The 2,856-nt window shown below is 70.2% G+C and carries 6 protein-coding genes; 2 read left to right on the top strand and 4 right to left on the bottom strand.

The window, feature by feature from the left end:
- Positions 1 to 114 precede the first annotated feature (114 nt).
- The 3 genes from AB0C29_RS41705 to AB0C29_RS41715 form a co-directional block, all read right to left on the bottom strand.
- Entirely contained in the window at positions 115 to 693 is a 579-nt protein-coding gene (locus AB0C29_RS41705) for an Rv3235 family protein (protein ID WP_360832856.1), read from the bottom strand.
- Positions 694 to 798: 105 nt separating this feature from the next.
- Positions 799 to 1,011 carry a helix-turn-helix domain-containing protein gene (locus tag AB0C29_RS41710; protein WP_360832868.1) on the bottom strand — a complete coding sequence of 71 codons (213 nt, stop codon included), beginning with the start codon at positions 1,009 to 1,011 and terminating at the stop codon, positions 799 to 801.
- 65 nt (positions 1,012 to 1,076) lie between these two features.
- Positions 1,077 to 1,547: an Lrp/AsnC family transcriptional regulator gene (locus AB0C29_RS41715; RefSeq protein WP_360832859.1), complete on the bottom strand. Its 471-nt coding sequence runs from the start codon at positions 1,545 to 1,547 to the stop codon at positions 1,077 to 1,079.
- A gap of 92 nt (positions 1,548 to 1,639) precedes the next feature.
- Between AB0C29_RS41715 and AB0C29_RS41720 the strand changes: the two genes are divergently transcribed.
- Both AB0C29_RS41720 and AB0C29_RS41725 read left to right on the top strand, forming a co-directional pair.
- Positions 1,640 to 2,059 carry a rhodanese-like domain-containing protein gene (locus tag AB0C29_RS41720; RefSeq protein WP_360832862.1) on the top strand — a complete coding sequence of 140 codons (420 nt, stop codon included), beginning with the start codon at positions 1,640 to 1,642 and terminating at the stop codon, positions 2,057 to 2,059.
- Positions 2,060 to 2,208: 149 nt separating this feature from the next.
- Entirely contained in the window at positions 2,209 to 2,670 is a 462-nt protein-coding gene (locus tag AB0C29_RS41725) for a DUF6912 family protein (RefSeq protein ID WP_360832870.1), read from the top strand.
- A 5-nt stretch (positions 2,671 to 2,675) separates the two neighbouring features.
- Here AB0C29_RS41725 and AB0C29_RS41730 read toward each other — a convergent pair.
- Positions 2,676 to 2,856 (bottom strand): hypothetical protein (locus tag AB0C29_RS41730; protein ID WP_360832865.1); only part of this gene is annotated, 181 nt, incomplete at its 5' end.

Below are 2,856 nucleotides of genomic sequence, written 5' to 3' on the forward strand. Positions count from 1 at the left end.
GGCGGCCACCGCGGCGGTGGTGCCGCCCCCAAGCCCCCCAAGCGCAAACACCAAAGAAGTGAAACCCAGGACGCCCACCGCCAATCAACAAGCACACTGACCGCCCCGGGCAGCTCAAATGAACCGAAGAACAGAAGCCACCCAAACCCCATCATGAAGCTCGAGCCGAAGGGCCAAGGCATGAGTCCGCTCACCCAGCAGAAGAACGGCCGCCGCCTCCACCGCCCCCTCCCGCGGCTCGCATAGCCGAAGCCGAACCACCGCAGCAGGAGCAGGCCGCCGGGCACGAGGAGCCCGGCCGGCGGTGCGGGCTTGCCGGGCCTCGCTTACCCGCCGAGCCCCCGCCAACCCCTGAGCCACCACATTCGCCGCTTCGCGAGGTTGGGACAGGCTCCGCAGATGGGCCGCCGGGCGGTAGCCGTTCAGCACCTCGACGCACATGCCCACGAACCGCCGGACCGCCATCTTCGCCTCGGCTGACGCGCCGGTCACCACGGTCCGCCGCACCGGCGGAGAGGGCGGCTCGGCTGTGTGCTGCGGGGGGACCGCCCAGTCGAGGGCCAGCTGGTGCGGCGACGGCCAGGTGTGCGGGTCGCGTTCGTCGTCGAACGGGGGTTCGTGGCGTGGTGCCGGCCGCAGCCTGATCGCAGGCCTCGGACCTTGCCTTGTCACCTCGACCGTCGACATGGGCATCCGCCAATCCTTGCGTTTGCTTCCGTTTGCCTACGACGACGAGTGTGGCGGGACGCGTCGAGGTACGTCAATGGCGGGCCTCAGCCCTGTGGACAACGGAAGCGACTACTCAGTGTCGCGGTCGGACAGCGGGTTCTCTTCCACCCACGACGCCGTCTCGGCGTACTTCTGTTCGATGTACTGCTCGAGTTTGGCGCGTTCCACGCGCCACTGGCCGCGGCCGCCGATCTTGATCGCGGGCAGTTCTCCCTTGCGGACCATGTGGTAGACCTGCGAGTCCGAGACGTTCAGCTCGGCCGCCACGTCGGACAGCAGCATGAACCTGGACTCCACGCCTGATCTCCCTACGCCGGTCGGTCCGGCCTCAGTTTGCCACCGTTTGACTACGACGGCTGATTCTGGTCCCCAGGCGCGAGGGCGCGGCCCGGCAGCGGGCTTGAGTAGACCACGCTCGTGGTGACCGCGCCGAGGCCGGAGATCCGCCCGGTGACCTCTTCCAGGTGGCGCATCGAGCGGGTCAGCACCTTCAGCACGAAGCAGTCCTCGCCCGTCACGTGGTGCGCCTCGATGATCTCCGGCGTGGTGTCCAGCAGTGCGTGGAACGGCCGGTAGTTCCCCGTCGGGTAGCGCAGCCGGACCATCGCCATGATCTGCATACCGACGCGTTCCGGGTCCACCACGGCGCGGTAGCCAGCGATCACCCCGGCCTCTTCCATCCGGCGGACGCGTTCGGCGACGGCGCTCGGTGACATGGCCACCACCCGGGCCAGGTCCGCGTACGAGGCCCGGCCGTCGCGCTGCAATTCCTCGAGCAGGCGCCAGTCGGTCCGGTCGATCGTGGGATCAACGGCCATGGCCGAAAACTACCGTTGATTCGAGCGCGTTGCCAAGTACAGACCGTGGATAGGCTCTGCTGGTGCCGGGCTCTGGAAAATAGGTTTGGGCCATGATGACTCCTGCGCGAGCGGCCGAGATCTTCGCCGAGCGTCTCGCCACCGAGACCGATGTTTCCGACGTCCAGGCCGCACTGAGCACCGGGGCACCCGGCTTCGTGCTCATCGATTCCCGGTCGACCGCCTCCTGGGAGCAGGGCTACATCCCGGGCGCCCTGCACCTGCCCACCGCCGACATTGCCAAGCGCGCCGCCGAGCTGCTCGACCCGTCCGTTCCGGTCGTCACGTACTGCTGGGGTCCCGGCTGCAACGGCGCGACCAAAGCGGCCCTGGCCCTCGCCCAGCTGGGGTATTCGGTCCGCGAGATGCTCGGCGGCGCCGAGTACTGGGTGCGAGAGGGGTTCGCCCTGCGTACCCCGGACGGGGAGGTGGCCCGGGACGCCGACCCGCTGGTATCCCCATGCGGGTGCTGACCGTCTGCTGAAAACGCCGAAAGGGACACGACCAGTGGAACTGCCCTTCCGGTAGCCTCCCCGGCGGTGTACTACGGGGACGGTCAATCGCAGGGGGAACAGTGCCGATCACCGATCTGGTCCGGGTGTACGTGCCGGCCACCGTACCGATGCTCGCCGAGATGCGGGCGTCCGGGCAGCTCGGCGCGGGACCGACGGTCGCGCATGCCGTGACCCCGGCGCTGCGCGAGTGGTACGCCGAGGGCGACGAGGAGGAGCTGGAGTACGTGGCCTTCACCCGCGCCGCCCAGGCCGCCCTGCAGCTGCTGCGGCACGACCCGAAGGCCCCGCGCCGGCGGGTGGTCGTCTCGGCCGACGTGGCCTCGACGGCGCTGGTCCGCGAGGACGTCGAGCTGGGTTCCAGCACCGTGCGCCTGCCGCAGGCGGTGTCCCTCAAGGAGGTCGCGTCGATCCACCTCGACGGTGAGAGCGCCGCCGAGGACATCGGCGCCGCCGCCGACGTGGTCGAGGAGGCCCTGGCCGGGGATCCCGACGCCCAGTTCACGGTGGACGGGGCCGAGGATCACGAGCTCGAGTGGTACGCGGTCACCGAGCTCGACGAGCTGCTCTGATCGGGTCAGTCGTCGTGCCGCGCCGGTACGGTCTGCGGCTCGTCGGCCCGCGCGGTCTCGCCGGATCCGGCCGCTTGTCCGTCCCGGGCGGGCGGTTCACTCCCGGCCGGCACCTTCTCGTCGGGGCCGGCCGGGCGCTCGTCCCCCGCCGGCCCCGCGCAAACCGAGGGGGGGCCGGCCAGCCGG

It is taken from the genome of Actinoplanes sp. NPDC048791 (genome assembly GCF_040650095.1).
GTDB lineage: Bacteria > Actinomycetota > Actinomycetes > Mycobacteriales > Micromonosporaceae > Actinoplanes.

Excerpts from the sequence above, each read along its gene's own strand:
- AB0C29_RS41705 (WP_360832856.1), bottom strand. The coding sequence starts at position 693 with ATGCCCATGTCGACGGTCGAGGTGACAAGGCAAGGTCCGAGGCCTGCG.
- AB0C29_RS41710 (WP_360832868.1), bottom strand. The coding sequence starts at position 1,011 with ATGCTGCTGTCCGACGTGGCGGCCGAGCTGAACGTCTCGGACTCGCAG.
- AB0C29_RS41715 (WP_360832859.1), bottom strand. The coding sequence starts at position 1,547 with ATGGCCGTTGATCCCACGATCGACCGGACCGACTGGCGCCTGCTCGAG.
- AB0C29_RS41720 (WP_360832862.1), top strand. The coding sequence starts at position 1,640 with ATGATGACTCCTGCGCGAGCGGCCGAGATCTTCGCCGAGCGTCTCGCC.
- AB0C29_RS41725 (WP_360832870.1), top strand. The coding sequence starts at position 2,209 with ATGCTCGCCGAGATGCGGGCGTCCGGGCAGCTCGGCGCGGGACCGACG.